Below are 25,670 nucleotides of genomic sequence, written 5' to 3' on the forward strand. Positions count from 1 at the left end.
CTATAATAACCATGAAAAAAATCTCCTTTTCTATCATTTTATTGTTTTTATTGATGCTGCAATCTTGTACCACCAAGAAAAATATGCTGTATGTACAGGATTTAGATAAGTATTCAAATTCGACCTTAAATTATACAAGTACTAAAATACAGCCTAACGATATTTTAAAAATTGATATCGGTGATGTAAATCCTTTAGTAGCAGCTCCTTTTAATAATAATGCAGGAACTTCTACTTCAGAAACATCAGTAGAAATAATGAAGTTGGAAGGCTATTTAGTTACTCCTCAAGGCAATATTACTATGCCGATTTTGAATGAAATTAAAGTGGGAGGTTTTACCCCAACCAATGTGGAGGGCATAATAAAAGGTCGTCTAATAAATGAGGGCTATTTAATAAACCCAACTGTACGGGTTCGGGTTCTTAATAATAAATTTACCATTCTGGGAGAAGTGAACTCTCCAGGTGTAAAACCTTTTTCAGAAGAGTCCGTTAGTTTACTAGATGCAATAGGAATGGCAGGAGATCTTACTTATTCGGCGATTCGAAAAGATGTAAAACTTATTAGAGAGTTAGATGGAAAGCGTATAGTGTATCATATTGACTTGACTACGGCCTCTTGGCTGTCTAATCCAAATTATCGAATAAGACAAAATGATATTATTATTATAACGGCAAATACGTTAAAAGTGAATAGTGGAGGTTTAATCAAAGATCCAATACAATTCTTAGGTTTAGTACTTTCCTTTACGGCTTTATTCTTAGCAATTAAGAACAATTAGCAGAGATTTTAAAAATGATTTTTCAAGTATTAAACTTGATTATGGTTAGTTTAATTTTATATGTGAATGCTGATTTTAATTTTATATCAGATTAGTATCGCCTATTTATCAAACATCAGCTTGTTATTAATACGATTTTATCAAATTAAATAAAAATACTATGGATTCTAAAAAAGAACTTTTTAAATATTTTAAATATTGGCCATGGTTTTTGGTTAGTTTAATTCTATGTGTGGGTTCTGCGTATTATTATATTCGTGCAGTATCACCTTCTTATGAAACTACTGCCCTAATTAATATTGATATTAAGAAAGAAAAAGAAGCAGAAATAATAAATACTAGTAATAATAGCAATGCTAAAGATGAAAAAGAAGATGGGCTACAAGAAGAAAAAATGTTTATTACTTCGAATGATTTTTTGTCAAAAATTATTACTGATTTAAAACTCAATATTAATTATTTTGAGAAAGGATATATCGAAAATAAAGTAGTTTATGATGTTCCATTTGAATTAAAAACATACATCTCTAATGATTCGTTACCAGATATAGCTTATAATATTAAAGTAGTAAAAGAAGGATTTATACTAAGCGATCCTTCTACAGAAAAGCATTATTTAGTACGTAGCAATACCATAAGTCGTGTTTTTGCAGGTGTACCTTTTTCAATTGAGCTAACTTCTAACGCTAAAAAGAATCTTTCAAATTATATAGATAAAGAATATGTTGTAACTCTTGAACCTACCGGAATGGTAATAAAAGATTTAAAACTAGCTCTAGATATAGTTTCGTATGAAAGCCCAAATACGAACTTGCTTTTGAGTCATACAGGAACTAATCCTGTGCTTTCTAGAAAAATATTAGACAAACTTATCGACTTATTGGATAAAGATATGATTGCTAATAAACAAAAAAAGTTAACAAAAACAATTGCTTATTTAAATAAGAGAATATCTGTTTTTACAAAAGAAAAAGATTCAATCGAGAATATCAAAGAAAATTATTTACGCAATAATAACATATATGTTTTAGATCAATATATTACTACTAAAACTGATGAAAAAACTACTAAGACTGCTAATTCATTACTTAATGAAAAACAAATAGCACTGACAAAGTTTGCTATAAGTGATATTGGTAGAAGTAGTAATTCGGCGGCCTTAGGAACAGATTATAATTTAGATCTTCCGTCTGTCAATCAAATGCTCCAAAATTATAATTCAAGGCTTATGGAGAGTGAATTACTTTTGCAGAGAGCACAAAAAAACAATCCGGCTTACTTGAGTTTAGTGGGGCAGTTAAAAATTCAAAAACAAGCAATATTAAACTCGTTAGGAGATTATTTGACCTATTTAAACCAGACTAATGTAGTAAATAAGATAGAACAAAATAATGCAGTTTCTGAAGCAAAAAGTATTCCCACAAAAGACAAAGAATTAGGGAATATTAATAATAATTTGAGCTTAAAAGAGGAAACTTATTTGGCTTTATTACAAAAAAGGGAAGAAGCAATTTTGAATGGTGCTATTTTAGAATCAAATTTAAGCATACTAGATTCTCCTGTAACAAATTATTCTGCTATTTTTCCAAAACCTAAGCCTTTTATGCTGGGTGCTATTTTGTTTGGGTTTCTATTACCGTTTGGTATTATTTATCTAAGTTTTCAGTTGGATTCAAAAATTCATAGTCAAGAAGATCTAAATGGAGAACTTGCTGATATTCCGTTTTTAGGAATTATTCCTAAAATAAATGCTAATGAAATATTAGATAACTCAGCAACTTCTCGTTCTATTATTGCAGAAGCAACCCGCACCTTGTTTTCTAATATTTCCTATTTATTACCTCAAAAAAGCGATCAAAAAGGAAATGTAATATTAGTTTGTTCGTCTATTCAGGGAGAAGGGAAATCATTTTGTGCTTTTCACAACGCAATAACGATAAGTAATCTTAATAAAAAAGTTTTGCTCATTGGTGCTGATTTAAGAAATCCTCAGTTGCACGACTATTTTAATGTTGAAAAAAGTATTACAGGGTTGTCTAACTTTTTACATGATAACAATGAAGATTGGAAGAGCTTTTTAGTGAAAAATAATAATTTTTCAGAAAATCTGGACACCTTATTTTCAGGAGAAATTCCTCCTAATCCGGCGCAGTTATTAACCAATTCTAATTTTGAAATTTTACTTGAAGAGGCAAAGAAGCTATATGATTTTATAATTATAGATTCGGCTCCGGTTCAGGTAGTTTCTGATACGCTTAATTTTAGTTATTTGGCTGATGTGACAGTGTTTGTTACAAAAGCCAATTACTCGGATAGAAATACACTAGTTCAGCTTAATAATTTCATAAAGAAAGGACAATTAAAAAATGTTGGTATTGTCATTAATGGAATAAACAAAAAAAGCGTTTATGGATATAGTTACACTTATAGTTATCAAGAAAAGAAAGTGAAAAAACCTTGGTTTAAAAAAGCATAATTTTATCAAGTTCCTTTTTTTTATATTTTATTTATTTCATTTTTAATTGGTTAGTGATAGTTCTAAAAAAAAAATAATAGTAAGTTCTTTTTTACGATAGTGAATTAAGGAAAAAATAAATCTCATTATGATTCACATCGATAATTCTGGTAGATTCATCGATGTGAATTGGTTTTAATGAAATTTAACTATACATTTATTTCCTCCAAAAGGAGATTGTTAATGATGATGTGATATTCATTATATAAATGTAACTAATTGTTTTTTATCTAAAATTATTTTTAAAAATGTCAAAAAAATTAATTCTATTTCCAATGTCTATTGTTGTTATATTGGTTTTTTACTATTCATGGCTGCCAGATTCTAACATGAGTTCTGAAACTTATTTACCAAAATGGCTTTTGGATTGGAGTAATCATTATTACAATTTACGTACAGCAATTCCTTTTACTGCTTTTGGTTATTTATTAGAAGTTTATTCACAAAGGAAAAATATAAACAAAATGGATGTAAATAAAAATTTGATTTTCATGCAAAATTTAGGCGTGGCAGGTGCTATTGCTTCTATTGCAGAATGTGGTCAATTTCTAATTAAAGGAAGAAACCCAGATTTAATGGATATCTATTTTGGAGTTATTGGAAGCTTATGTGGAGCTTTATTATATAATTTATTTTACAAAATGAGATTGAGAGATGCGAAATAGACATAAATTTACTTTTATCATTTGCTGTGCCATAGTAGATATGGCTGCTATGTTACTTGGCACTTTGATATTTTTGCAGATTGCGAATGAGGAACATGTAGGTTGGAATACTTTATTTCTTAATAAAATGATTCCTATTACAATTTTGAGTTGGCTATTTTCGGTAACCTATTTTAAACTGTATCAAGTAGATGTTCTTTTTAGTTTAGAATATTTTTATCGCAATAGTTGGCGTGCTTTCCTGACACAAAGAGTTATATGGCAAGGATATATTTTTATTTTTCAGGATGATGTGTTATACTTCTTCGGAAGTAAGGCTAATTTGTTTCAATTAAGTTTTTTACTGTTCTATTTTTTGTTATCCAGAGTTTTGTTTACACTAGTTATTGGGAGAATTAAAAGATGGGTTTTTAAACGGTATACAGTTGCAATTTGGGGATTTAATAAAACAAGTATTGAATTAGCTTCGCATTTAGAAAGTAATTCTTTTTTTATTGACTTTGTGGGTATTCTCAATGAAAATTCGTCTGTTGAGTATGCAAATAATGAAGATTTTACTTTAGAACTTTCGGAAGCTATTCACAATGCATCTAAAGACAATATCAATGAATTATATATTGTATCGAAGCCTGATTTTATTTCAGATCTGAATTATTTCTTTGAGCTTGGTGATAAGCATTGTATGCGTTTGAAATTTGTTCCTGATTTTTCATCAATTTCAAAAAAACACTTTAGCTCTAGCCATTTAAATAATTTCCATGTTATTAAGCCTCGTTATGAGCCTTTGCAAAATGCTTATAATAGATTGATAAAGAGAGTTTTTGATATTGTTTTCAGTCTTTTTGTTATTGTTTTTATTTTGTCATGGTTATATCCTTTATTAGCATTTCTTATTAAAAAGCAAAGTAAAGGCCCGGTTTTATTCAAACAAATGCGAACGGGCAAAAAAAATGAACCTTTTTGGTGTTATAAATTTCGAAGCATGTATATGAATGTTGGCGACGAAAGCCAGCAAGCTAAAAAAGAAGATTCACGAATCACTCCAATTGGTAAATTTATCCGGCGTACCAGTTTGGATGAAATGCCTCAATTCTTTAATGTTTTGATGGGAAATATGAGTGTTGTTGGACCACGACCTCACATGATTAAACATACTACAGACTACAATGATCATATTAATAATTTTATGGTTCGTCATTTTGTCAAACCAGGTATTACGGGTCTGGCTCAGGTTTCGGGGCTTAGAGGCGAAACTAAAGAAGTATCTGATATGAAACGTCGCGTTACTACAGATATCAAATATGTACAAAGTTGGAGTCTGATTACTGATATTAAAATCTGTTTTTTAACAGTTATTGTTACCCTGAAAGGGGATGAAAATGCTTTTTAACTAAAAAAATAGAAATCATGAATATTATTTATTATTTCATTGGTGTACTCACAGGAGTTTTCGTAAGCTCATTTTTTATTGGTAAAAAATTGTATTTATATTATACTAAATATACCATTCAAAAAAAGCAATTAGATCGAATTCTAAAATTGAATGATCAAATTAAAAACATGTAGTCTGTTAAAAACCCAAATCTTAATGCTATCATATATTCTTATATAATTTCACGCATTTTACCTACAATTGCTGATATTAAATTTATTAAACAATTATTGTAACCCTAAAAGGGATAAAAATGCTTTTAACTAAAAAAAAATAGAAATTATGGACATTACTTATTACTTCATTGGTTTACTTACAGGAGTTTCTGTGAGCACGTTTTTTATTGGAAAAGAATTGTATAAATATTATACGAAATACACCATTCAACAAAAACAATTGGATCGAATTTTAAAATTGAATGATAAAATTAAAAAATTAAAAAATTTAGATTCTATCAAAACACCAAATTTTACTGCTGGCATATAGATTTTATTTGATAAGTTTTCCCATGGATATTCATGTATAAAATGAATCCAAATGGCATATTAAGTCTGGGTAAATTATTTATACGAATAGGTAACTTCGTTTTTATAACTTTTTGTTAAGTAAAATAGAAGCATTTTTTTGAATTCTTAAAATCAAAAAGCTATACTACAAACTATTATTCCATTATTTACTGATTAGTTAAGGTCATGCAAAGTCTGTACCAACAACTGAAGTAAATTTCATTCAACCAACGATTTTAACTTGCGCTTATGTTATGTATATAGGCATAGCTTGCGTATGGAATTAATTGCCATTGCAAGTGCTTGTAATAAAAGAAAGCTTGAAAAACAGTTATTTATTTAGGGTTGAAAATTAAATTAAAAGTGAGGATTTATATTATTTATACTTAAAAATGAACTTGAAATGGAAGGCAACAACAAAACATTAGGCGAATTTATTATTGAAAATCAAAAGGAGTTTAAATACTCATCTGGCGAGTTATCACGTCTTTTTAACTCAATTAAATTAGCTGCTAAAGTAGTTAGCCACAAAGTAAATAAAGCTGGTTTGGTAGATATTGTAGGAGGAGTAGGAGAGAAGAATGTTCAAGGAGAAGACCAACAAAAATTAGATGTGTATGCGAATCAAGTTTTTATTGAAACAATAATAAATCGCCAAATTGTATGTGGTATTACCTCTGAAGAAAATGATGATTTTATTACTGTTCAAGGAGGAGATAATGGCAACAATAATAAATATATACTTTTAATGGATCCACTGGATGGTTCATCTAATATTGATGTGAATGTTTCTGTAGGAACCATTTTTTCGGTCTATAGAAGAATATCTCCAGTAGGAACTCCTGTTATATTAGAAGATTTTTTGCAGCCTGGGATAAACCAAGTTGCTGCAGGATATGTTATTTATGGGACTTCCACAATGCTTGTTTATACTACGGGGCATGGGGTTAATGGATTTACTTTAAATCCAGCGATTGGGTCTTTTTATCTGTCTCATCCAAAAATTAAATTTCCAGTAGATGGAAGTATATATTCAGTAAACGAAGGAAATTATGTTCGTTTTCCACAAGGAGTTAAGGACTATATTAAGTATTGTCAACAAGAAGAAGGAGATAGACCTTATACTTCAAGATATATTGGAAGTCTTGTTTCAGATATGCATAGAAACATGCTCAAAGGCGGGATTTATATGTATCCTACAAGCACTAAGTCCAGAAGCGGAAAATTAAGACTCTTGTACGAATGCAATCCAATGGCATTTATAACGGAACAAGCTGGAGGTAAAGCATCTGATGGAGTTACAAGAATAATGGAGATTGAACCTACGAGCCTACACGAAAGAGTACCTTTTTATAGTGGAAGTATTAATATGGTTGAGAAAGTAGAAGAATTTATATCTAAAGCTCAATTTAGTAAATATTAATTGAGGATTGATTTTATTGGTGATATACAAAAGTTTCAATAAAAGAATTGTAACGAAAAACCCTAGTGTCAACTAGGGTTTTTTGTTTTTTGACTCTCCATTTCAATAATGTGTGCCATGTTTTTTATAAGATTGTCATGTTTTTTTACAAAAGGATTTTCCTCATCCCAAACATAACCAGCAAGTACAGCACATATTTTTCTTTTCACATCAGGATTTTCGGGCTGATGAAAAAATAAAGTTTGCAGGTTTCCTGTGTACCATTCTTTTACATAAGTGGTAAAAACTGCAATTCCACGTTTCATATATCCTGAAAATTCTTCTTCCCAATTTACTGCAATACCTTGTGATTCTTTTAGAAATAATTTGGCAGCAAGCATTCCTGATTCGGTTGCAAATGCCACACCAGATGAAAACACGGGATCCAAAAACTCCGAACTGTTTCCTGTTAATGCAAATCCATCACCATACATTTTTTTGACAGACCTAGAGTAGTTTTCTAGTTTGATAGGTTCAAAAAGAAAATCAATACCTGCGAAACGTTTAATATAATAATCAGAAAGCTGAATTGCATTTTTTAAGGCTTCGGTATTGTCTTTATTTGTAGAAAGTGAATTAATAAAATCAGTTGGTCCTACAACACCCAAGCTAGTGTTACCATTCGAAAACGGAATAACCCATAACCAAACCTGAGTTTCAAGAATGTCAAATGAAATCATTGTTCCTTCTTCACCTTCGGGGCGGTTATGATCGACCACATGTGTAAAAATAGAGGAATGTGGATCTAGTTTTGAAGGTGTGTCCAAATCCAAAAGCCTTGGTAAAACTCTTCCGTAACCGCTAGAATCGATGATGAATTTAGCATGAATCTCTTTTAAAATCCCATTCTTATCTTTAACAATGGTAGTTGAATTTTTTCCTTCAAAAGTTACCGAAATTACTTCCGACTCAAATTCCAAATCAATGCCTTTTCGAATGACTTCCTGAGCCATAGTATTATCAAAATCGGCTCTGGGAACTTGCCAAGTCCAATCCCAACCTTCGGAAAATTTTTTGCTAAAATCGAAAACACAAATTTCTTCACCTCTTATGAATCGGGCACCTAGCTTTTTTTCAAAGTTCATAGCATCTAAACTTTCGAATAATTCAGCTTCGGAAAAATGATCCATTACTCTGGGAATAAGACTTTCGCCAACTACAATTCTAGGGAATTTTGTTTTTTCGACAACTTTAATTTTAATCCCTTTTTTATGAAGATAAGAAGCAGAAACACATCCCGAAGGACCTGCTCCAATAATTAAAACATCTACGAATTCTTGTACCATTTTTGATAGGAATTATATTTTTAAAAAGAGGAAGATATTTATATAACGAGTATTAAGCCGTTATAAAAAGATTACACAAATTTAAAGATTTATCAATTTATAAAACTCTTTTTTTGCATTTAATAAGCGTATGACTCATTCCAATCATATCGTGCATTTCATCTACAACAAAACCTACTTCCCCAATTATTTTTAAAATATCATTAGAATGGAACATTTGGCTGTTCCCATTGGCAACCGCTGTAAAATATAAAGAAGTTGCATGCAAACTATAAGTTGAAGATTGAAATTGTTGTAAGTCCCAAAAGGTTTCCAGAATATAAAAACTGGCATCATGAGACAGGGCTTCATAAGCTCTTTTAAAAAGTCCTTTTATTTCTTCCAATGAAAAACAGTCAATAAATTGGCTCATCCAGATAACATCATGTCCTTTTGGAAAAGGAATACTATTGTCTAATAAATTAGTATCAACAGCCGAAATTCTATCTTGTAAACCAGCATCAGCAATGTTTTTTCGAGCTACATTGGCTTGACCAGGCAAATCCAAAATAGTTATTTTAACCGTTGGGTCATATTTAGTACATAATAAAGCAAATTTCCCTGTATTTCCTCCAACATCCAAAAGAGATTTAGGATGAGAGTTAAATACTATTGGCAGAATATCTGGAAAAGTAGAATCTGAATAAAAATGATCAAAATCAAACCAGCTTTTTTTAATTTTTTCAGGCAGTTCAGATAGGCCAATATAAATGGTATCCCAGTTTCCTAATTCTTTTAATCCTTCAGGTTTACCATTTACGATGGATTCTTCCAGATGATTTATCGCTAAATAATTAACATCCTGAGTAAAATCCATATTGACATTCGTTGGTCTATCCCTTAGTATAAAATATCCAGTTTTTGTTAGTATAAATTCATTGTTTTTTAAGTAAACCATTTCTAAGCTTAAACCTGCTTCTAGCAAAACTTTTACACCATAAACAGGTAAGTTTAATGCCGAGGCTATGGTTTCTATACTGCCTTTGTTGTGATCAAATAAATAGTTTAAGATTCCTAGATTCCTAAGCGATTTTGCCGCTTGAAACATAATTGGACCAAAGGCAATTTTTTGAGCATCTAAATTTGCTTGTATAACACTTTTCTTATCTGAACCAAAATCTTTCATTTTTATTTTGATATTTTAAGTTGTTTTGTATGTGTTTGTTTTTCTTGTAGTTATGATTTGATTTTAACGATAGGGCAAAAAAAAATATTGATTTACTAATTTTAGCGATATTGTGCTACATTTGTTTATTCAAATTAACCACATTAAATTCTAAATAAAAATTAAATTGTAATATATTTAGTTTTAAAAAATAACTTGTTGAATGAATACTATAAAAGAATATTTAAGTCTAAAAGAGTTTGAATCTGTAATCTTCGATAATGCTAAAATAGATATCAGTCAGGTTGTTTTGGACAGAGTTAATGAAAGTTTTGATTTTTTAAAAGAATTTTCGGTTAATAAAATTATTTACGGTGTTAATACTGGTTTTGGTCCAATGGCGCAATATCGTATTAAGGACGAAGACCGCATTCAATTACAATATAATTTAATTAGAAGTCATGCATCAGGTACAGGAAAACCATTAAATGCAACTTGTGTTAAGGCGGCAATATTAGCCAGATTAAATACACTTTCATTGGGATATTCAGGAGTTCATCCTTCGGTAATTTATTTGATGAAAGAGTTAATCAACAGAGATATTACTCCTTTGATTTTTGAGCATGGCGGAGTAGGAGCTAGTGGCGATTTAGTACAATTAGCTCATTTGGCTTTGGTACTTATAGGTGAAGGAGAAGTTTTTTATAAAGGAGAAAGAAGACCTACGCAAGAAGTTTTTGCAATAGAGAAATTAGAACCTATTCAAGTCGAAATTAGAGAAGGTTTGGCGTTAATGAACGGAACTTCAGTAATGACAGGAATAGGAGTTGTAAATATACATCATGCTAATAAATTACTAGATTGGTCTGTTAAATTTTCGGGTGCTATTAATGAAATTGTTCAAGCTTATGATGATCATTTTTCGGAAGAATTAAACAATACTAAGCGTCATAAAGGACAACGAGAAATAGCTTCTAGAATGCGTTCAAATCTTGCTGATAGCGCTTTAATTAGAAAAAGAGAAGATCATTTATATTCTGGCGAAAACACTGAAGATGTTTTTAAAGAAAAAGTTCAGGAATATTATTCTTTACGTTGTGTTCCTCAAATTTTGGGACCAGTATTGGAAACTATTACGAATGTAGCTTCTATACTTGAAGAAGAATTTAATTCGGCAAATGACAATCCAATTATTGATGTAAAAAACCAACATGTGTATCATGGCGGTAATTTTCACGGAGATTATATTTCTTTGGAAATGGATAAACTGAAAATTGTTATTACTAAATTGACAATGCTTGCCGAAAGACAGTTGAATTATTTACTGAATTCAAAAATCAATGAAATTTTGCCTCCATTTGTAAATTTAGGAACGCTAGGTTTTAATTTCGGAATGCAGGGAGTCCAGTTTACAGCAACTTCAACTACTGCCGAAAGTCAGATGTTATCAAATCCTATGTACGTTCACAGTATTCCAAATAATAATGACAATCAGGATATTGTAAGTATGGGGACAAATGCTGCCGTAATTACTGCTAAAGTTATAGAGAATGCTTTTGAAGTATTGGCTATTGAATTAATTACCATTGTTCAAGCAATCGATTATTTAGAACAAAAAGATCAAATTTCATCTATCACTAGAAAAATATACGATGATATTCGTGTAATTATTCCAAGATTCGAAAAAGATCAGGTAATGTATCCTTTTGTACAAAAGGTAAAAGAGTATTTGATTAATAATTAATTTAGAATGGAGACTGTTTTCAATAAGCAATCTAAAATCTAAAATCTAAAATTAACTTATGAAATGTGCATTGATAACGGGCGGTTCGAGAGGAATTGGTAGCGCTATTTGTGAAAAATTAGCTTTAGATACTGATTATCATATTTTGATTAATTATCATTCCAATAAAAAAGCCGCTGAAGCAACTTTAGAAAAAGTAATTGAAAATGGCGCTACAGGCGAAATTTTACAATTTGATGTTGCTAATTTTGATGAGGTTAAATCAGTACTAACGCAATGGCAAGAGAATAATCCAAAAGCTATTGTAGAGGTTCTTGTTAATAATGCAGGAATTACCAAGGATGGTTTATTTATGTGGATGAGCCAAGAAGATTGGTCGAGTGTTGTGGATACCAGTTTGAATGGTTTTTTTAATGTGACTAATTTTTTCATGCAAAAAATGTTGCGCAATAAATATGGCCGAATTGTAAATATGGTGTCTTTGTCGGGGGTTAAAGGGACTGCAGGGCAAACCAATTATTCGGCAGCCAAAGGTGCAGTAATAGGAGCGACTAAAGCTTTGGCCCAAGAAGTAGCCAAAAGAAATATTACTGTCAATGCAGTAGCTCCTGGTTTTATAAAAACGGATATGACCAGTGGACTTGATGAAACTGAATTAATAAAATTAGTACCGGTAAATCGTTTTGGAGAAGCCGAAGAAGTAGCCGATTTAGTTAGTTTTTTAGTGTCTAAAAAGTCAAGTTATATTACTGGTGAAGTGATAAATATTAATGGTGGAATTTATTCATAAATATAAAAATTGAGAATGAATAATAGAGTAGTCATAACAGGAATGGGAATTTATTCTTGTATAGGAACATCACTAGATGAAGTAAAAGATTCTTTATTTGAAGGAAAATCAGGGATTGTATTTGATCAGGAACGCAAAGATTTTGGATTTAGATCGGCCCTAACAGGAACAGTTCCTAAACCAGATTTGAAAAATTTGCTTTCAAGACGACAACGAATCAGTCTTGGAGAGGAAACCGAATTTGCATATATGGCAACAATTGAGGCTTTGAAGAATGCCAATATTGATGATGCTTTTTTTGAAGAAAATGAAGTAGGAATTATGTATGGTAATGATAGTGTATCCAAGGCTATCATTGATGCAACAGATATTATTCGGGAGAAAAAAGATACTGCTTTAATCGGTTCAGGGGCAATTTTTAAGTCAATGAATTCGACTGTTACAATGAATATTTCTACCATATTTAAGTTAAGAGGAATAAATATGACCATTAGCGCTGCTTGTGCCAGTGGTTCTCATTCTATCGGAATGGCTTATTTTTTAATCAAAAGTGGTATGCAGGATATAATTATTTGCGGAGGAGCACAAGAAATTAATAAATATGCTATGTGCAGTTTTGATGGTTTGGGTGTTTTTTCTGCTAGAGAAGATGAGCCTACCAAAGCGTCAAGACCTTTTGATAGCAATCGAGATGGATTAATTCCAAGTGGCGGAGCGGCAACTTTGATATTAGAATCATACGATTCAGCAATTAAAAGAGGAGCCACTATTTTGGCTGAAGTTACAGGTTATGGATTTTCATCGAATGGAGGGCATATTTCTACTCCAAATGTTCAAGGTCCATCTATAGCGATGCAAAGAGCTTTGGATGATGCCGGAATAAAACCCAATGAAGTAGATTATATTAATGCACACGCAACATCGACTCCGGTAGGAGATGGAAATGAAGCCAAAGCAATTTTTGAAGTCTTTGGAGAAAGCAATCCTTATGTGAGTTCTACAAAATCAATGACAGGGCACGAATGCTGGATGGCGGGTGCTAGTGAGGTTATTTATTCGGTTTTGATGATGCAAAATGATTTCATTGCACCAAATATTAATTTGGAAACTCCAGATGAAGATGCCGCAAAATTAAATCTAGTTAAAACTACTTTAAATAAAAAAATTGACATATTTTTGTCGAATTCCTTCGGTTTTGGAGGGACGAATTCTGCATTAGTAGTTAAAAAGTATAAAAAAAGTAATGAATAAAGAAGCAATCATAGAGAAAATAAATGGGTTTTTAATTGATGAATTTGAAGTGGATGGTGATGATATTCAGTCAGATGCAAATTTAAAAGACACTTTAGGATTAGATAGCCTAGACTATGTAGATATTGTTGTTTCTATTGAATCACACTTTGGAGTAAAATTGGTTGAAGCTGATTTTGTAGGAATAGATACCTTCCAAAGTTTTTATAATCTGATAGAAGACAAGCTAAAATCTAAGGCCTAATTTAATGAGTAAATGGGACGGTAAATCCAAAGGCACTGTTCTAGGGTATAAAATCTTTGTTTTTTTTATAAAAAATGTTGGCATAAAGACAGCATATCTTGTACTTTACTTAGTTGCATCTTATTATTTTATTTTCCTAAAAAAAAGTAATGCCTCAATCTTTTATTATTTTAGAAAAAGATTGGGGTATTCGTATTTGAAATCTAAAATGATGGTTTTTAAAAGTTATTATACTTTTGGACAAACCATTCTTGATAAAATTGCCATTGGAGCCGGATTGAAAAATAAGTTTACTTATGAGCATGATGGAGGCGAGATTATTATCCGACTTTTGAAAGAAAAACGAGGAGGAGTACTTATTAGTGCACACATTGGGAATTTTGAAATTGCCGAACATTTTTTTAGTGAGATTGATGTCAATTTTCAAATCAATCTTGTTACCACTGATTTAGAACATTCTGCCATAAAAAAATACCTCGAAAGCATTACGCAAAAACCAACAATAAATTTCATATTGATCGGTGATGATTTATCACATATTTTTGAAATTAATTCTGCTTTAGCTAGAAATGAATTGGTTTGTTTTACTGGCGACAGGTACTTTGAAGGTGTAAAATCATTAAGCGAAAAATTACTTGGAGAGGAAGCTCTTTTTCCGGCAGGACCATTTCTTATTGCCTCACGATTGAAAGTTCCTGTTGTTTTTGTATATGTAATGAAAGAGCCGAATTTACATTATCATCTCTATACCAGAGAAGCAAAAGTAAAACACCGCGATGAAAAAGGATTGTTAAAGGAATATACCGAAAGTCTTGAAGGTATAATCAATAAATATCCTTTGCAGTGGTTTAATTATTTCGATTTTTGGAACCAATTGGATAAATAATAACAATTAAGTAACGAACCTTTTTTGTTTTCAGAGTTTGTACTATTGATTTATGTAAACATTTTTTTGAATAGTAATTTTGGTTTTAATTATCTGTAAATCAAGTGTTACTAATTTTGTATGTTTAATAAAGCTGCTTGTAATTAAATTATTTTTAGGTGATTTTTTTTATTAACATGAATTATCCTAGTTCGTTTAGTTGTTTCATTTTGGAAGTAATAAATTGTAATTAGTTTTAGTTATAATTTTAATTTAAATTCGTTTTTTATAAAAAGAGCCACAATGAAAAACGTCCTAGTAATCTATTATTCTCAATCGGGACAATTAGAGTCTATTGCTAGAAATATTGCAAAACCACTTTTAAACTCAGAAAATATAAATGTTTTATTTCATGAAATTCAGATGGAAGAACCATTTCCTTTTCCATGGAAAAGTGAATCATTTTTTGAAGTTTTTCCCGAAACGTTTTTACAACTTCCAAGAGCTATAAAACCAGTTCCTCAAGAAATATTAAATACCAAGTTTGATCTGATTCTTTTAAATTACCAAGTTTGGTATCTCAGCCCGTCCATTCCAATTAATTCCTTTTTGAATAGTCCAGAAGCAAAAAATATTTTGAATAATACACCTGTTGTAACCATCAACGGCTCAAGAAATATGTGGTTCATGGCTCAGGAAAAAGTCAAAGTATTATTGAAACAAAATAATGCTTTATTAAAAGGAAATATTGCACTGGTTGATAGAGTTGGAAATTTAATTAGCGTTATTACAATTGTAGATTGGATGTTTTCGGGCGTGAAGAAAAAATATCTTGGTATTTTTCCTTTGCCGGGAGTTTCAGATAAAGACATAAACGAATCAACAAAATTTGGCGATGCGATTCTTTCTAGTTTGAAAGAGAATGATTTAGATCATTTGCAGTCTAAATTAGTTCAGATTGATGCAGTGAAAATCAGCTCTTATTTGCTTACGGTCGATCGAACAGGTAATAAAATTTTTTCAAAATGGTCAAATTTTATCATTAATAGAAAGAAAACCAGAAAGTTTTGGACTAAGGTTTTTAAAGTGTATTTGTTAGTAGCGATTTGGTTAATCTCGCCAATAGTTTATATATTGCACCTAGTCTTTTATCCGTTAAAGTTGAAAAAAATAAGGCGAGAATTAGAATATTATAAAGGAGTAAAATAGATTATATGTTTGATGTATATATTACAAAAGCGGCCAAATATTTGCCAAATGAAGCTATTTCAAACGATGAAATGGAAGATTATTTGGGTTTAATAAACGAAACCGCATCCAAAGCCAGAAGGTTAATATTAAGAAATAATAAAATTGTAAGCCGTTATTATGCATTAGATAAAAACGGAAAAAGTACTCATAATAATGCTGAATTAACTCATAGTGCTATTCAAGGATTATTTGATGATAGTTTTACTGCTCAGGATATGGAATTACTTTCCTGTGGAACGACAACTCCAGATGTAATCGTTCCTTCGCATGCATCAATGGTACATGGCTTATTAAAAAATAAAAACCTTGAACTCAATTCATCGGCGGGTGTTTGTTGTTCAGGTATGAATGCCTTAAAATTTGGTTTTCTTTCTGTAAAATCAGGAAGTACTCAAAATGCAGTATGTTCTGGTTCGGAAAAAGCATCATCATGGTTATCGTCCAATAAGTATGAAAACGAAGTTGTAAACCTGAAAAACCTTCAAGAGCAACCTATATTGGCTTTCAAAAAAGATTTTCTAAGATGGATGTTATCCGATGGTGCTGGAGCTTTTTTATTAGAAAATAAACCAAAAGGTGATATCTCTTTAAAAATTGAGTGGATGGAAGCCTATTCCTATGCATACGAACTCGAGACCTGTATGTATACGGGTGGAGACAAATTAGAAAATGGAGAAATAAAACCTTGGAATGACTATGATCCTAACCAATGGCTCAAAGAATCTATTTTTGCTGTCAAACAAGATGTTAAATTATTAGATGAATTTATTTTAGTCAAAGGTGCCGAAAGTATGCGTAATGCTTTGTCCAAAAATAACGTCACTGCAGATCAAATCGATTTCTTTTTGCCACACGTTTCTTCCTATTTTTTTGTAGATGGTTTGAGTAAAGCATTAGCAGAAAAAGGGATGGTGATACCAATGGAAAAATGGTTCATGAATTTAGCGAATGTTGGAAACGTAGGTTCAGCTTCTATTTATTTGGCTTTAGAAGAATTAATAAGTTCAGGTAAACTAAAAAAAGGGAATAAAATTCTTTTGTCTGTGCCTGAAAGTGCTCGTTTTTCTTATGCTTATGCTTATTTAACAGTTTGTTAATGACAATGGCTGGAAATAATCCAATAGCAACTAAAGATTTTGTTGAAATATTAATTCCTCAAAAATTTCCGTTTGTAATGGTGGATACATTGTATTCTTATTCGGAAACTGAGTTGGTCTCTGGATTTACAATAGAAAAGGATACTATTTTTTTTGCGAATGATTTTTTTATAGAATCAGGAATTGTTGAACACATGGCACAATCTGTAGCATTACATACCGGATATCAATTTTATTTGAAAAAACAACAGGCACCCACAGGTTATATTGGATCAATAAATAAATTGCAAATAAATCAGCTTCCCAAACTTCATGACGAAATAAAGACAACAGTTACTATTTTACAGGAATTTGGAGGAATTACTTTGGTTGATATTGTTACTAAATTAAACAATGTAGAAATAGCCTACGGACAGATGAAAACTGTTTTGGCTAAATAATTGAAAACTGTGAATAATAGAGAAACATCAAATACTGTAGAAATAAAACATTATTTGCCTCATCGTGCTCCAATGTTGATGGTAGATCATATTTTAGAGGTTGATGATGAAAAAGTAGCGACTGTTTTTGAAATTAAAGCAGGTAATATATTTCTTGAAAATGATTTTTTTGCAGCATCAGGTTTGATTGAAAATATGGCGCAAACTTGTTCTATGATTGTAGCTAAAGATTATTTTATTGATGAAAATAATAAAGAAATAACAGAAATAAATGTGATTGGTTTTATTAGTGCAATTAAAACTTTAAAAATATATTCTTTGCCACAAGTTGGTTCAACTATTGTGGCTAAAGCAATACTTGTTTCGAAATTTATTACGGATTCATATAGTTTGTGTACTATAAAATGCAAAACGTTTAAGGACGAAGAAATACTTTTAGAAGGAGAAATTACGTTGTTTATTCAAAATAATAATTCCTAGAGAAAGAACATGAAAAAAGAAGAAGTACCTCAAGATAAAGGCAATCTTTCTAAAACAAATATGAAAGAACTGGTTTATGCTACTGATGAAAATGGCAATTATACAACTGCCTTAAGTTCAGGTTGGGAACCTAAAAGTATTGCTCTTTCTAATTCTATTGAAGAAATTAGTGAACGAGTTGCGGTTGCTAAAGCTCGGGTAGCAAACAATGAAGTAAGCCCAATTAGTTATTATATGGAACTGTGCAGAATGGATATTGGTGTACTTTCTAGTTATGTAGGAATGTGGCACTGGCGTGTTAAAAGACATTTTAAGCCCAAAGTTTTTGCAGGCTTAAGTGATAAAATTTTAAAAAAATATTCAGATGCATTTAATATAACTGTTGAAGAATTGAAAAACTTTAAAGCAAATTAATGGAAACGAATTTCACACATCATCAATCAGCTCATTGTGAGAATGGAGTGGCTTCCAATTTGTTAAAACATAATGGATTAAATATTAGTGAGCCAATGGTTTTTGGAATTGGTTCTGGACTTTTCTTTGTCTATTTACCATTTTTAAAAGTAAATTATGCTCCTGCAATCAGTTATAGACCAATGCCGGGACAAATTTTTAATAAACTGGCGAAACGTTTAGGTTTAAAAATTAAAAGGCAAAAATTCTCGAGCGAAGCTAATGCCATTAAAGCATTGGACGAAAATTTGAAAAATAATATTCCTTCTGGATTGCAGGTGGGTGTGTACAATTTAACGTATTTTCCCGATGAGTATCGTTTTCATTTCAATGCACATAATTTGGTAGTGTATGGGAAAACAGAAACCGATTATTTAATTAGTGATCCCGTTATGGAAAACGTAACAACCCTGACTCACGCTGAATTGAATAAAGTACGTTTTGCCAAAGGAGCTTTTGCGCCAAGAGGCCAACTTTATTATCCTATTCAGGTTCCTGCAAATGTAGATTTGAAAGGAGCAATTATAAAAGGGATAAAAAATACGTGTAACAATATGTTAGCGCCAATGCCAATAATTGGTGTTCGTGGTATTCGACTTGTAGCCAGGCTAATTAAAAAATGGCCGGTGAAAGAGGGAACGAAGAAAGCAAATCATTATTTGGCTCAAATAGTTCGAATGCAGGAAGAAATTGGAACAGGTGGTGGTGGTTTTAGATTTATATATGCTGCCTTTTTACAAGAAGCAGCTGTTGTATTAGAGAATGACGAATTGCAGATTTTATCACTAGAAATGACCGCTATTGGTGATTTATGGAGAGATTTTGCCCTAGAAGCTTCTCGAGTTTATAAAAATAGAAGTACGAAAATAGATGTTTATAATCTTCTTTCGGATGAACTTTTAGCAATAGCGGATAAAGAAGAAGTGTTTTTTAAGAAACTGAAGAAAGCAATAAGCTAAATAAAGAATTATTTTGAAATCGATTATACACATATCCAAGCTGTCTAAATTATACAAAGATGCCGAAATGTATTCCTTGGATGATTTTTCTATGGATATTAATGAAGGAGATATTTTTGGGTTGCTTGGACCAAACGGTGCGGGTAAAACGACCTTGATTTCTATTCTTTGTGGCTTGGTAAAGCCTACTTCTGGTTCTTTTACAATTGATGGTTTGGATTATGCAAAAAATGCCAATGCAATCAAAAGTAGAATAGGCGTTGTCCCTCAGGAATATGCTTTATATCCAACTTTGACAGCCAGAGAAAATTTGCTGTATTTTGGAAGTATGTATGGTTTGAAAGGAAATGATCTTAAAGAGAAAGTAATAGATAGTCTTGATCTTCTTGGATTATTGAAATTTGCTGACAAACGCATTGAAACCTTTTCTGGTGGTATGAAACGTCGTGTGAATTTGATTGCAGGAATATTACACAATCCCAAAGTACTTTTTCTTGACGAACCTACAGTTGGGGTCGATGTACACTCCAAAAATGTTATTATTGAGTATCTCAAGAAACTGAATAAGAATGGAACGACTATAATTTATACATCACATCATTTATCCGAAGCGCAGGATTTTTGCAATCATATCGCGATTGTTGACAGAGGAATAATTTATACCCAAGGAACACCTAAAGATTTAATTGCCGCTACTGCAAATGCAAGAAATCTGGAAGATGTTTTTATTTCATTAACCGGAAAAGAATTGAGAGATGCTATATAAACTTTGGATGTCTGTTTATAAGGAATTCTTGTTGTTAAAACGAGATATGGGAGGAGTAGTGACTCTTTTTTTGATGCCATTGGTATTAATCATTACCGTTACACTCATTCAGGATAGTTCTTTTAAAAAAGGGCAAGAGATTAAGATTCCAATACTTTTGGTTGATTATGATAAAGGGAAAGTTTCTAAGACTGTTTCTGATAATTTAAAAAACAGTGAAGTTTTTAGCGTTATAACAACTTTTGATAATAAACCAATTACAGAAGCAGAAGCCAAAGAAGCCGTTTTTAAAGGGAAATATCAAATGGCTATCATTATTCCTTCGCATTTAAGTATTGATTTGCAGACTAAGATTGATCAAAATGTGCAAAAAATAGTCAGTAGTTTGGGGTTTTCAGATACATTGGCAGCTAAGCCAAATGAAAAAGTGGTCAATCAAAAAGAGGTTAAACTTTATTTTGACCCAGCTGTACAATTGAGTTTTAGAAGAGGTGTGATGAGCGGAATTGACAAAATGATTTCTCAAATAGAAACCAAATCGATTTACAGCTCTTTTCAAGATCAATTAGGGGGTGAAGATGCCCAGTTTGAACAAAAAAGCTTTATTACTTTCAAAGAGATTGTTCCTGAGGTTAATAACAAAGAAATACTTCCAAATTCAGTTCAGCATAATGTTCCTGCTTGGACGCTTTTTGCTATATTTTTTATTGTTATTCCATTGTCAATTAACATGGTCAAAGAAAAAACGCAAGGAACTTTTGTCCGATTGCGTACGAATCCAGTTTCTAATATAATTGTTTTGGCGGGTAAAACGGTGATGTATTTAATCATTTGTTTAATACAGTTTTACATGATGATTGCTGTTGCTGTATTTTTATTTCCACATTTGGGCCTACCGGCTTTAAACGTTGAAGGTAATCTTATTTTGATGAGTATTGTGGCGCTATTTTCTGGTTTAGCAGCGATTGGTTTCGGAATATTATTAGGAACTATTGCTAAAACACAAGAGCAGTCGGCTCCTTTTGGAGCTACGGCAGTGATTATTTTAGCGGCAATTGGTGGCGTTTGGGTCCCTGTATTCACAATGCCAAAAATGATGCAAATAATTGCCCAATCCTCACCAATGAATTGGGGTTTAGAGGCCTTTTATGACGTACTTTTACGCAACGGAGATCTTTTGGACTTAGTGCCAGAATTATTTTTATTAGTTGCATTTTTTATAGTTACCACCACTTTAGCATTGCTGTATGATAAGAAAAAAAGAGCTGTATAAAGAAGCAACTGCTTTGACTGTTTCTCATGATATTCGGGTTCGATTTAGTGAAACTGATTCTCTTGGAATAGTTTGGCATGGCCATTATATTACCTATTTTGAAGACGGAAGAGAAGCTTTTGGACGCCATCACGGGCTTGCATACTTGGATGTTTTTGCCAATGAATTTACAACTCCGATTGTAAAAACAACTCTTGAGCATAAATTGTCATTGCGTTATGGCGATGTGGCTCGAATAGAAACAACTATCGTAGATACACCCGCAGCCAAAATGATTTTTAGGTTCACAATCTATAATTCTGAAAATAATATCGTTTGTACAGGCGAAACTGTTCAGGTTTTCCTAGATAAAAATGGAGAATTAATGTTGACCAATCCTCCGTTTTACATAGAATGGAAAAGAAAAGTAGGCTTAGTAAAATAGCATGATGAAAGAAGTCTATATAACCGAAACGAATTGCATTACGCCCATCGGGTTTGATGTGGCTACCAATATCAAAAATATTGGTAATGAGGTTTCCGCTATTCAATTACATGATAATCCAAAGTTATTAAATACGGCTTTTTATGCTGCTATTATTAATGATTCAGCTTTGGATCTGGCTTTTGCCAAAGTGAGCTCTGTAGACGGTTATTCGAGATTAGAAAAAATGATGATTTTGGCATTGGAACCCATTATCAAAAAAAATAAACTTGATTTGAACGAAAGAACCGCTTTTATCCTTTCGACAACCAAAGGAAACATCAGTGTTTTAGAAAATCAAAATAATATTGAATCTGCTTATTTGAATGTATTGGCTAAAAAGATTGCCGATTTTTTTGGATTTAAAACAGAACCTATTGTGGTTTCTAATGCTTGTGTTTCGGGAATATTAGCAGTTTCAGTAGCCAAAAGATTAATTCAAGCTAATTTGTATGACAATATATTTGTAGTGGCTGGTGATGAAGTTTCAAAATTCGTTGTCTCAGGATTTACTTCTTTTCAGGCGATGAGTAATTTGCCCTGCAAACCATATTCCGTTAATAGAACGGGAGTAACTTTAGGAGAAGCTGCTGCAGCAGTTTTGATTTCTTCCAATAAAGAAAATGCCAAAGTAAAAATTATAGGCGATGGTTCGATTAATGATGCCAATCACATCTCAGGCCCTTCCAGAACAGGAGAAGGACTTTATAGAAGTATTCAAAGTGCATTGGCCGAAGCCAAAATAAATAGCGATCAAATCGATTATATTTCAGCTCACGGTACAGCGACTCCTTTTAATGACGAAATGGAAGCTATTGCCTTGAATAGATTAGGGCTTGAAAATGTACCCGTAAATAGTTTTAAAGGCTATTATGGTCATACATTAGGCGCTTCGGGACTGTTGGAAACCGTTATCGGAATACAATCGGTTGAAGGAAATAAGTTATTTGCTTCATTAGGATTTGATGCCATTGGTGTGAGTCAGCCAATAAATGTTATTGAGAAAAAAAAGAATGCAGCCATTCGTTATTTTTTAAAAACAGCTTCAGGTTTTGGAGGTTGCAATACGGCTGTTTTATTCGAAAAAGTATCATAATGACAGTAAATAAAAATTATATTCACTCTTTTTGCCTCATTCAAAAAAATCAAATTTTTTTGAATGGAGAAGTTGTTTTTAGTGCTGAAGATGATATGTTTACTGGTTTTTCAAAGAAAGCTTATCAGTATTTTGAAATCAACTATCCAAAGTTTTTTAAAATGGACAATTTGAGTAAATTGGCATTTTTAGGAGCTGAATTGCTTTTAGGAACTACGAATGAAAATTCAGAAGAAAACAATACAGCATTAGTATTTGCAAATAAATCATCGAGTTTGGATACCGATGTAAAATATCAAAATTCCATTTCGGATTCCGATAATTATTACCCGAGTCCGGCAGTTTTTGTTTATACATTGCCTAATATTTGTTTGGGTGAAATAAGTATCAAGCATCAATTGAAAAGCGAAAATTCTTTCTTTATATTTGCTAATTATGACCCTGTATTTATGGAGAATTACTGCAATATACTTTTGGAAACCCAAAAAGCAGATAAAGTTTTATGCGGATGGGTCGAATATTTTAATGAAGAATACAAAGCCTTTCTTTATTTAGTAGAGAAGCAAGGCGAAATAGAGCACAATCACGAACAATTAGAAAAACTATACAATAAATAATTATGGAAGCATTAAAACAAGAATTAAAAAGTAAAATCATAGAAGTTTTAAATCTGGAAGATATTGCAGTTGCTGATATTAATGATGACGATGCCTTATTTGGTGACGGTTTAGGACTTGATTCTATTGATGCATTAGAACTTATTGTAATGCTAGACAAAGATTACGGAATAAAATTAGTGGATCCGAAAGAAGGAAAAACTATTTTTAAGTCTATTGAAGTTATGGCTGCTTATATTGCTGAGAATCGAGTTAAATAATTTTAGAATTTAGAGTTTAGATTTCAGATTTAAAAAGCGTTTATGACAACAAATGAGTTGAAATTTAGAACTAAGAAGTTTTCTTTAGAAATTATCGATTTGGTTGAAAAATTACCAAATTCCATTGCAGGCAGAACTATTTCAAATCAAATTATAAGAAGCGGAACTTCAGTTGGGGCAAACTATAGAGCAGTGTGTAGAGCCAGAAGTGATAAAGAGTTTATTTCTAAAATGAATATCGTTTTGGAAGAAGCGGATGAAACTGTTTTCTGGTTAGAAATAATTAATGAAAAAAAAATGTTAGCTGATTTAGAAATTCAAAATGTCTTAGATGAAGGAAATCAATTAACTGCGATATTTGTTAGTTCATTAAAAACGGTTAATGCTAGATTAAGTATTTCACAATCTAAAATCTAAAATCTAAATTTTAAAATAGAATATGAATAAAGGAGTCGCTATTACAGGAATGGGTATTATTTCTTCAATCGGAAATTCGGTTGAGGAAAATTATAGCGCATTGCTGAATAGTCAAGCAGGGATTACAACTATCGAAAATATTGCGACTGTTCATGTTGATGTGATTAAAGTTGGTGAAATTAAAAAGACCAATCAAGAGTTGATAGACGAATTGCAATTAGGGAAAGATAATAATTTTTCCCGAACGGCCATGCTTGGAACTATTGCTGCCAAGCAAGCGGTAAAAAATGCTGGAATTACTTCTATTAATGAATATAAAACTGGATTAATCTCTGCTACTAGCGTGGGTGGAATGGACATGACAGAACGTTATTATCACGAATATTTTGAAAATCCCGATGTTGTAAAATACATTAGCAGTCATAATGCAGGTGATAATACCAATAAAATCGCAACAGAATTAGGTTTGACAGGTATGGTAACAACCATTAGTACAGCTTGTTCTTCTGCGGCCAATGCTATTATGCTAGGAGCAAGAATGATAAAATCAGGTAAACTCGATCGTGTTATTGTTGGAGGGACTGATGCGTTGTCTAAGTTTACTATCAACGGTTTTAAAACACTTATGATTTTATCGGATGGCTATAATAAACCATTTGATAATGATCGAAAAGGACTGAATTTAGGTGAAGCTGCGGCCTATCTAGTTTTAGAATCAGAAGAATTGGTTAAAAAAGAAAACAAAAAAGTGTTAGCAAGAGTTTCGGGTTATGCCAATGCGAATGATGCTTTTCATCAAACTGCTTCATCTGAGAATGGTGACGGCGCTTTTTTGTCTATGGAAAAAGCATTTAAAATGGCGCTAATGCAGCCAGAACAAATAGATTATGTGAATGTTCACGGTACTGCAACACCAAATAATGATTTATCAGAAGGAAGAGCAATGGTGCGATTATTTGGCGAAAATAAAGTACCCGATTTTAGTTCAACAAAACCTTTCACTGGACATACTTTGGCGGCAGCTGCTGCAATTGAAGCTGTGTATAGTGTGTTGGCTATTCAAAATAATGTGGTTTTCCCAAATTTGAATTTTGAAACTCCAATGAACGAATTTGATTTAGTACCACAAACGATTTTAAAGCATAAAAACATAGAACATGTACTTTCTAATTCTTTTGGATTTGGAGGTAATTGTTCGACTTTGATATTTTCTAAAAGTGAATAAAATTTTGACTCATATAAAACACGAATTTGCTTCGCCTGTTCGCTGTCGCTTGAGTCACGAATTAGCACGAATTGGTTTGAGGAAATTTATTTTACATAATAATACCAAGCCTTAATTAGTGTAGTTTGTGTTAATTTTTTTGTCATAAATTAGTTTTTGAAATTATTTTAAGTTTTGAATTCGTGCA

The 25,670-nt window shown here is 31.7% G+C and carries 28 protein-coding genes; 26 read left to right on the forward strand and 2 right to left on the reverse strand.

Features of this window, described 5'->3' with window-relative positions:
- The first annotated feature begins 11 nt into the window (after positions 1–11).
- The 7 genes from ACUN3A_RS16045 (at position 12) to fbp (ending at position 7,323) form a co-directional block, all read left to right on the forward strand.
- On the forward strand, positions 12–782 hold the full coding sequence (locus ACUN3A_RS16045; protein WP_445552294.1) for a polysaccharide biosynthesis/export family protein: 771 nt from the start codon (positions 12–14) through the stop codon (positions 780–782).
- 160 nt (positions 783–942) lie between these two features.
- The gene (locus ACUN3A_RS16050; protein ID WP_445552295.1) at positions 943–3,258 is read left to right on the forward strand and encodes a polysaccharide biosynthesis tyrosine autokinase; all 2,316 of its coding nucleotides are present in this window, start codon (positions 943–945) and stop codon (positions 3,256–3,258) included.
- A 287-nt stretch (positions 3,259–3,545) separates the two neighbouring features.
- On the forward strand, positions 3,546–3,962 hold the full coding sequence (locus ACUN3A_RS16055; protein ID WP_445552296.1) for a VanZ family protein: 417 nt from the start codon (positions 3,546–3,548) through the stop codon (positions 3,960–3,962).
- Positions 3,952–5,352 carry an exopolysaccharide biosynthesis polyprenyl glycosylphosphotransferase gene (locus tag ACUN3A_RS16060; RefSeq protein WP_445552297.1) on the forward strand — a complete coding sequence of 467 codons (1,401 nt, stop codon included), beginning with the start codon at positions 3,952–3,954 and terminating at the stop codon, positions 5,350–5,352. The genes ACUN3A_RS16055 and ACUN3A_RS16060 overlap by 11 nt, the downstream gene beginning before the upstream one ends.
- Positions 5,353–5,369: 17 nt before the next feature.
- Positions 5,370–5,528: a hypothetical protein gene (locus tag ACUN3A_RS16065; protein ID WP_445552298.1), complete on the forward strand. Its 159-nt coding sequence runs from the start codon at positions 5,370–5,372 to the stop codon at positions 5,526–5,528.
- Positions 5,529–5,676: 148 nt separating this feature from the next.
- Positions 5,677–5,880 (forward strand): hypothetical protein, encoded by a 204-nt coding sequence (locus ACUN3A_RS16070; protein ID WP_445552299.1) that lies wholly within the window; start codon positions 5,677–5,679, stop codon positions 5,878–5,880.
- A gap of 423 nt (positions 5,881–6,303) precedes the next feature.
- The gene (gene fbp, locus ACUN3A_RS16075) at positions 6,304–7,323 is read left to right on the forward strand and encodes a class 1 fructose-bisphosphatase (protein ID WP_445552300.1); all 1,020 of its coding nucleotides are present in this window, start codon (positions 6,304–6,306) and stop codon (positions 7,321–7,323) included.
- 68 nt (positions 7,324–7,391) lie between these two features.
- On the opposite strand, the gene ACUN3A_RS16080 is transcribed toward fbp, so the two are convergent.
- Positions 7,392–8,648 carry an NAD(P)/FAD-dependent oxidoreductase gene (locus ACUN3A_RS16080; protein WP_445552301.1) on the reverse strand — a complete coding sequence of 419 codons (1,257 nt, stop codon included), beginning with the start codon at positions 8,646–8,648 and terminating at the stop codon, positions 7,392–7,394.
- A gap of 97 nt (positions 8,649–8,745) precedes the next feature.
- A complete protein-coding gene (locus ACUN3A_RS16085) occupies positions 8,746–9,813 on the reverse strand; it encodes a methyltransferase (protein ID WP_445552302.1) in 1,068 nt (355 codons plus the stop codon).
- Positions 9,814–10,015: 202 nt separating this feature from the next.
- On the opposite strand from ACUN3A_RS16085, the gene ACUN3A_RS16090 reads away from it, so the two are divergent.
- The 19 genes from ACUN3A_RS16090 (at position 10,016) to ACUN3A_RS16180 (ending at position 25,483) form a co-directional block, all read left to right on the forward strand.
- Complete coding sequence (locus ACUN3A_RS16090; RefSeq protein WP_445552303.1) at positions 10,016–11,536, forward strand: HAL/PAL/TAL family ammonia-lyase; 1,521 nt, start codon at positions 10,016–10,018, stop codon at positions 11,534–11,536.
- A 58-nt stretch (positions 11,537–11,594) separates the two neighbouring features.
- The gene (gene fabG / locus ACUN3A_RS16095) at positions 11,595–12,326 is read left to right on the forward strand and encodes a 3-oxoacyl-ACP reductase FabG (RefSeq protein WP_445552304.1); all 732 of its coding nucleotides are present in this window, start codon (positions 11,595–11,597) and stop codon (positions 12,324–12,326) included.
- A gap of 15 nt (positions 12,327–12,341) precedes the next feature.
- Positions 12,342–13,577 (forward strand): beta-ketoacyl-[acyl-carrier-protein] synthase family protein, encoded by a 1,236-nt coding sequence (locus ACUN3A_RS16100; protein ID WP_445552305.1) that lies wholly within the window; start codon positions 12,342–12,344, stop codon positions 13,575–13,577.
- Positions 13,570–13,821: an acyl carrier protein gene (locus ACUN3A_RS16105; RefSeq protein ID WP_445552306.1), complete on the forward strand. Its 252-nt coding sequence runs from the start codon at positions 13,570–13,572 to the stop codon at positions 13,819–13,821. The genes ACUN3A_RS16100 and ACUN3A_RS16105 overlap by 8 nt, the downstream gene beginning before the upstream one ends.
- A gap of 4 nt (positions 13,822–13,825) precedes the next feature.
- Entirely contained in the window at positions 13,826–14,707 is an 882-nt protein-coding gene (locus ACUN3A_RS16110) for an LpxL/LpxP family acyltransferase (protein ID WP_445552307.1), read from the forward strand.
- Positions 14,708–14,989: 282 nt separating this feature from the next.
- The gene (locus tag ACUN3A_RS16115) at positions 14,990–15,895 is read left to right on the forward strand and encodes a dialkylrecorsinol condensing enzyme DarA (protein WP_445552308.1); all 906 of its coding nucleotides are present in this window, start codon (positions 14,990–14,992) and stop codon (positions 15,893–15,895) included.
- Between the two features lie 5 nt (positions 15,896–15,900).
- Positions 15,901–17,034, forward strand: coding sequence for a beta-ketoacyl-ACP synthase III (locus ACUN3A_RS16120; protein ID WP_445552309.1), 1,134 nt, complete (start codon positions 15,901–15,903; stop codon positions 17,032–17,034).
- Positions 17,034–17,474 (forward strand): hypothetical protein, encoded by a 441-nt coding sequence (locus ACUN3A_RS16125; RefSeq protein WP_445552310.1) that lies wholly within the window; start codon positions 17,034–17,036, stop codon positions 17,472–17,474. The genes ACUN3A_RS16120 and ACUN3A_RS16125 overlap by 1 nt, the downstream gene beginning before the upstream one ends.
- A gap of 9 nt (positions 17,475–17,483) precedes the next feature.
- Positions 17,484–17,954, forward strand: coding sequence for an ABC transporter permease (locus tag ACUN3A_RS16130; RefSeq protein ID WP_445552311.1), 471 nt, complete (start codon positions 17,484–17,486; stop codon positions 17,952–17,954).
- A gap of 9 nt (positions 17,955–17,963) precedes the next feature.
- Complete coding sequence (locus tag ACUN3A_RS16135; protein WP_445552312.1) at positions 17,964–18,368, forward strand: hypothetical protein; 405 nt, start codon at positions 17,964–17,966, stop codon at positions 18,366–18,368.
- Positions 18,368–19,366, forward strand: a complete 999-nt coding sequence (locus ACUN3A_RS16140) for a BtrH N-terminal domain-containing protein (RefSeq protein ID WP_445552313.1) — start codon at positions 18,368–18,370, stop codon at positions 19,364–19,366. The genes ACUN3A_RS16135 and ACUN3A_RS16140 overlap by 1 nt, the downstream gene beginning before the upstream one ends.
- Before the next feature lie 67 nt (positions 19,367–19,433).
- Entirely contained in the window at positions 19,434–20,132 is a 699-nt protein-coding gene (locus tag ACUN3A_RS16145; RefSeq protein ID WP_445552844.1) for an ABC transporter ATP-binding protein, read from the forward strand.
- Between the two features lie 7 nt (positions 20,133–20,139).
- Positions 20,140–21,405 carry an ABC transporter permease gene (locus tag ACUN3A_RS16150; protein WP_445552314.1) on the forward strand — a complete coding sequence of 422 codons (1,266 nt, stop codon included), beginning with the start codon at positions 20,140–20,142 and terminating at the stop codon, positions 21,403–21,405.
- On the forward strand, positions 21,380–21,829 hold the full coding sequence (locus ACUN3A_RS16155; RefSeq protein ID WP_445552315.1) for an acyl-CoA thioesterase: 450 nt from the start codon (positions 21,380–21,382) through the stop codon (positions 21,827–21,829). The genes ACUN3A_RS16150 and ACUN3A_RS16155 overlap by 26 nt, the downstream gene beginning before the upstream one ends.
- A gap of 1 nt (position 21,830) precedes the next feature.
- Entirely contained in the window at positions 21,831–22,964 is a 1,134-nt protein-coding gene (locus ACUN3A_RS16160) for a beta-ketoacyl synthase N-terminal-like domain-containing protein (protein WP_445552316.1), read from the forward strand.
- On the forward strand, positions 22,964–23,581 hold the full coding sequence (locus ACUN3A_RS16165; protein WP_445552317.1) for a 3-oxoacyl-ACP synthase: 618 nt from the start codon (positions 22,964–22,966) through the stop codon (positions 23,579–23,581). The genes ACUN3A_RS16160 and ACUN3A_RS16165 overlap by 1 nt, the downstream gene beginning before the upstream one ends.
- Positions 23,582–23,583: 2 nt before the next feature.
- Positions 23,584–23,841 carry a phosphopantetheine-binding protein gene (locus ACUN3A_RS16170; RefSeq protein WP_445552318.1) on the forward strand — a complete coding sequence of 86 codons (258 nt, stop codon included), beginning with the start codon at positions 23,584–23,586 and terminating at the stop codon, positions 23,839–23,841.
- A gap of 42 nt (positions 23,842–23,883) precedes the next feature.
- Complete coding sequence (locus ACUN3A_RS16175; protein ID WP_445552319.1) at positions 23,884–24,258, forward strand: four helix bundle protein; 375 nt, start codon at positions 23,884–23,886, stop codon at positions 24,256–24,258.
- Between the two features lie 22 nt (positions 24,259–24,280).
- Positions 24,281–25,483 carry a beta-ketoacyl-[acyl-carrier-protein] synthase family protein gene (locus ACUN3A_RS16180; RefSeq protein ID WP_445552320.1) on the forward strand — a complete coding sequence of 401 codons (1,203 nt, stop codon included), beginning with the start codon at positions 24,281–24,283 and terminating at the stop codon, positions 25,481–25,483.
- The last annotated feature ends 187 nt before the right edge of the window (positions 25,484–25,670 follow it).

Source organism: Flavobacterium sp. WC2509, assembly GCF_052683105.1.

Excerpts from the sequence above, each read along its gene's own strand:
- ACUN3A_RS16105 (WP_445552306.1), top strand. The coding sequence starts at position 13,570 with ATGAATAAAGAAGCAATCATAGAGAAAATAAATGGGTTTTTAATTGAT.
- ACUN3A_RS16125 (WP_445552310.1), top strand. The coding sequence starts at position 17,034 with ATGACAATGGCTGGAAATAATCCAATAGCAACTAAAGATTTTGTTGAA.
- ACUN3A_RS16100 (WP_445552305.1), top strand. The coding sequence starts at position 12,342 with ATGAATAATAGAGTAGTCATAACAGGAATGGGAATTTATTCTTGTATA.
- ACUN3A_RS16160 (WP_445552316.1), top strand. The coding sequence starts at position 21,831 with ATGATGAAAGAAGTCTATATAACCGAAACGAATTGCATTACGCCCATC.
- ACUN3A_RS16180 (WP_445552320.1), top strand. The coding sequence starts at position 24,281 with ATGAATAAAGGAGTCGCTATTACAGGAATGGGTATTATTTCTTCAATC.
- ACUN3A_RS16055 (WP_445552296.1), top strand. The coding sequence starts at position 3,546 with ATGTCAAAAAAATTAATTCTATTTCCAATGTCTATTGTTGTTATATTG.
- ACUN3A_RS16045 (WP_445552294.1), top strand. The coding sequence starts at position 12 with ATGAAAAAAATCTCCTTTTCTATCATTTTATTGTTTTTATTGATGCTG.
- ACUN3A_RS16155 (WP_445552315.1), top strand. The coding sequence starts at position 21,380 with ATGATAAGAAAAAAAGAGCTGTATAAAGAAGCAACTGCTTTGACTGTT.
- ACUN3A_RS16050 (WP_445552295.1), top strand. The coding sequence starts at position 943 with ATGGATTCTAAAAAAGAACTTTTTAAATATTTTAAATATTGGCCATGG.
- ACUN3A_RS16080 (WP_445552301.1), bottom strand. The coding sequence starts at position 8,648 with ATGGTACAAGAATTCGTAGATGTTTTAATTATTGGAGCAGGTCCTTCG.
- ACUN3A_RS16110 (WP_445552307.1), top strand. The coding sequence starts at position 13,826 with ATGAGTAAATGGGACGGTAAATCCAAAGGCACTGTTCTAGGGTATAAA.
- ACUN3A_RS16135 (WP_445552312.1), top strand. The coding sequence starts at position 17,964 with ATGAAAAAAGAAGAAGTACCTCAAGATAAAGGCAATCTTTCTAAAACA.
- fbp (WP_445552300.1), top strand. The coding sequence starts at position 6,304 with ATGGAAGGCAACAACAAAACATTAGGCGAATTTATTATTGAAAATCAA.
- ACUN3A_RS16065 (WP_445552298.1), top strand. The coding sequence starts at position 5,370 with ATGAATATTATTTATTATTTCATTGGTGTACTCACAGGAGTTTTCGTA.
- ACUN3A_RS16085 (WP_445552302.1), bottom strand. The coding sequence starts at position 9,813 with ATGAAAGATTTTGGTTCAGATAAGAAAAGTGTTATACAAGCAAATTTA.
- ACUN3A_RS16070 (WP_445552299.1), top strand. The coding sequence starts at position 5,677 with ATGGACATTACTTATTACTTCATTGGTTTACTTACAGGAGTTTCTGTG.
- ACUN3A_RS16120 (WP_445552309.1), top strand. The coding sequence starts at position 15,901 with ATGTTTGATGTATATATTACAAAAGCGGCCAAATATTTGCCAAATGAA.
- ACUN3A_RS16165 (WP_445552317.1), top strand. The coding sequence starts at position 22,964 with ATGACAGTAAATAAAAATTATATTCACTCTTTTTGCCTCATTCAAAAA.
- ACUN3A_RS16090 (WP_445552303.1), top strand. The coding sequence starts at position 10,016 with ATGAATACTATAAAAGAATATTTAAGTCTAAAAGAGTTTGAATCTGTA.
- ACUN3A_RS16115 (WP_445552308.1), top strand. The coding sequence starts at position 14,990 with ATGAAAAACGTCCTAGTAATCTATTATTCTCAATCGGGACAATTAGAG.
- ACUN3A_RS16170 (WP_445552318.1), top strand. The coding sequence starts at position 23,584 with ATGGAAGCATTAAAACAAGAATTAAAAAGTAAAATCATAGAAGTTTTA.
- ACUN3A_RS16145 (WP_445552844.1), top strand. The coding sequence starts at position 19,434 with ATGTATTCCTTGGATGATTTTTCTATGGATATTAATGAAGGAGATATT.
- fabG (WP_445552304.1), top strand. The coding sequence starts at position 11,595 with ATGAAATGTGCATTGATAACGGGCGGTTCGAGAGGAATTGGTAGCGCT.
- ACUN3A_RS16140 (WP_445552313.1), top strand. The coding sequence starts at position 18,368 with ATGGAAACGAATTTCACACATCATCAATCAGCTCATTGTGAGAATGGA.
- ACUN3A_RS16060 (WP_445552297.1), top strand. The coding sequence starts at position 3,952 with ATGCGAAATAGACATAAATTTACTTTTATCATTTGCTGTGCCATAGTA.
- ACUN3A_RS16150 (WP_445552314.1), top strand. The coding sequence starts at position 20,140 with ATGTCTGTTTATAAGGAATTCTTGTTGTTAAAACGAGATATGGGAGGA.
- ACUN3A_RS16175 (WP_445552319.1), top strand. The coding sequence starts at position 23,884 with ATGACAACAAATGAGTTGAAATTTAGAACTAAGAAGTTTTCTTTAGAA.